Origin of the sequence: Bacillus sp. FSL K6-0073 (genome assembly GCF_038006085.1) — a bacterium.
Taxonomy (GTDB): Bacteria; Bacillota; Bacilli; order Bacillales; family Bacillaceae_G; genus Bacillus_A; species Bacillus_A cereus.
This window is the reverse complement of sequence record NZ_JBBOUN010000001.1, coordinates 290,001-292,500: the sequence shown is the minus strand read 5'-3', so window position 1 is coordinate 292,500 and position 2,500 is coordinate 290,001. Positions and strand designations below refer to the sequence as shown.

Below are 2,500 nucleotides of genomic sequence, written 5' to 3'. Positions count from 1 at the left end.
TCTAACATTTCAAAAGGAACGAATGTATCAGCATCCCCATGAATGAATAGCATAGGTGTTTTACTTTTCGCTACTTGTTTTACAGCTGAAGCCTCTTCTAAATCATACCCAGCTCTTAATTTAGTAACCGTATTTGCCGCATTCATAACAGGAAACTTCGGTAAGTGGAATAAATCTTTTAGTTGATAAGTAAATTCATCAATAACAGTTGAATATCCACAATCTTCAATAATAACTTTAACATTAGAAGGTAAATCTTCTCCTGAAGTCATCATTACAGTTGCCCCGCCCATTGAAACACCAAATAGAGCTATTTCAGCATCAGGGTCTTTCTTTAAGATTTGTTGAATCCAAATTAAAATATCTTTACGATCATGCCAACCCATACCAACATAATCCCCTTCACTATTTCCGTGTCCACGAAGGTCTGGTGCTATGACATTATAGCCTTGTTCATAAAAGTTACGAATATATTTCGTCATTTCCGATGCTCTACCACTATATCCATGAACTACAATTGCCCATTTATGACTAGATGGTTCATTCATATATTCATAACCTTTTAAATTTAATTTATCGAAAGAACGTATAGTTAATGTGTTAGGTTTATACTTCGATACGAAGTTTGCATTCTTTTCTTCATTTGCAGCCAATACATCTCCCGACGCATTTACCGTTTCCACTAAATGAGGATTATCTTGCAAAAATTCCTTTTCTTGTTTCGCATTTAATGCATAGTTATAAAAATAATTTCCAACTAACATATACACGATTACTAGCAGGACTAAGACTACTATAGTAATTATACTTATCTTTTTCATATTATCTCCTTTTCTAACTTAAATCTTCTTATATTAAAGTACATCAAAAACAACTGTACTATTTTAACATACCAATGAATTCTATCTTTGAGAAATAAAATAGAAAATCTTAAATTACCTGTCAAAAATCACGAAACAAATTGAATAAAACTTATATAGCTACGTACTCAAAAATCTTTAAAAAAATGAGCAGCACTTCAAAATATTTAGCTTTGAAAAGAAATTATAAAACACAAAAAAGACGAGTCATTCTGACTCGTCTTAAAGTTGCTTGGCGACGTCCTACTCTCACAGGGACAAGGTCCCAACTACCATCGGCGCTAGAGAGCTTAACTTCCGTGTTCGGTATGGGAACGGGTGTGACCTCTCTGCCATCATCACCAAACTATGAAGGCATATTCCTTCAAAACTAGATAACATTGCTACATATTATATGGTTAAGTCCTCGATCTATTAGTATTCGTCAGCTCCACATGTCACCATGCTTCCACCTCGAACCTATCAACCTGATCATCTTTCAGGGATCTTACTAGCTTACGCTATGGGAAATCTCATCTTGAGGGGGGCTTCATGCTTAGATGCTTTCAGCACTTATCCCTTCCGCACATAGCTACCCAGCTATGCCCTTGGCAGAACAACTGGTACACCAGCGGTGCGTCCATCCCGGTCCTCTCGTACTAAGGACAGCTCCTCTCAAATTTCCTACGCCCACGACGGATAGGGACCGAACTGTCTCACGACGTTCTGAACCCAGCTCGCGTACCGCTTTAATGGGCGAACAGCCCAACCCTTGGGACCGACTACAGCCCCAGGATGCGATGAGCCGACATCGAGGTGCCAAACCTCCCCGTCGATGTGGACTCTTGGGGGAGATAAGCCTGTTATCCCCGGGGTAGCTTTTATCCGTTGAGCGATGGCCCTTCCATGCGGAACCACCGGATCACTAAGCCCGACTTTCGTCCCTGCTCGACTTGTAGGTCTCGCAGTCAAGCTCCCTTATGCCTTTGCACTCTACGAATGATTTCCAACCATTCTGAGGGAACCTTTGGGCGCCTCCGTTACACTTTAGGAGGCGACCGCCCCAGTCAAACTGCCCACCTGACACTGTCTCCCGGGTCGATAAGACCCGTAGGTTAGAATTTCAATACAGTCAGGGCGGTATCCCACCAGCGCCTCCACCGAAGCTAGCGCTCCGGTTTCAATGGCTCCCGCCTATCCTGTACAAACTGTACCAAAATTCAATATCAGGCTACAGTAAAGCTCCACGGGGTCTTTCCGTCCTGTCGCGGGTAACCTGCATCTTCACAGGTACTATAATTTCACCGAGTCTCTGGTTGAGACAGTGCCCAAATCGTTACACCTTTCGTGCGGGTCGGAACTTACCCGACAAGGAATTTCGCTACCTTAGGACCGTTATAGTTACGGCCGCCGTTTACTGGGGCTTCAGTTCAGAGCTTCGCTTACGCTAACCCCTCTCCTTAACCTTCCAGCACCGGGCAGGTGTCACCCCCTATACTTCGCCTTACGGCTTCGCAGAGAGCTGTGTTTTTGCTAAACAGTCGCTTGGGCCTATTCACTGCGGCTTTCCGTTAAGAAAGCACCCCTTCTCCCGAAGTTACGGGGTCATTTTGCCGAGTTCCTTAACCAGAGTTCTCTCGCACACCTTAGGATTCTCTCCT

1 protein-coding gene and 2 rRNA genes (2 of these 3 only partly in view) are annotated in these 2,500 nt (G+C 43.3%); all 3 read right to left on the bottom strand.

Features of this window, described 5'->3' with window-relative positions:
* Window positions 1-821 carry the 5' portion of an alpha/beta hydrolase gene (locus MHB52_RS01635; protein ID WP_061663603.1) on the bottom strand. Its footprint begins 139 nt before the window's first position, so only the first 821 of its 960 coding nucleotides appear in the window; it begins with the start codon at window positions 819-821; its stop codon lies beyond the left edge, outside the window.
* A 269-nt stretch (window positions 822-1,090) separates the two neighbouring features.
* A 5S ribosomal RNA gene (gene rrf / locus MHB52_RS01630) occupies window positions 1,091-1,206 on the bottom strand.
* 48 nt (window positions 1,207-1,254) lie between these two features.
* Window positions 1,255-2,500 (bottom strand): 23S ribosomal RNA (locus MHB52_RS01625); it runs 1,677 nt beyond the window's last position.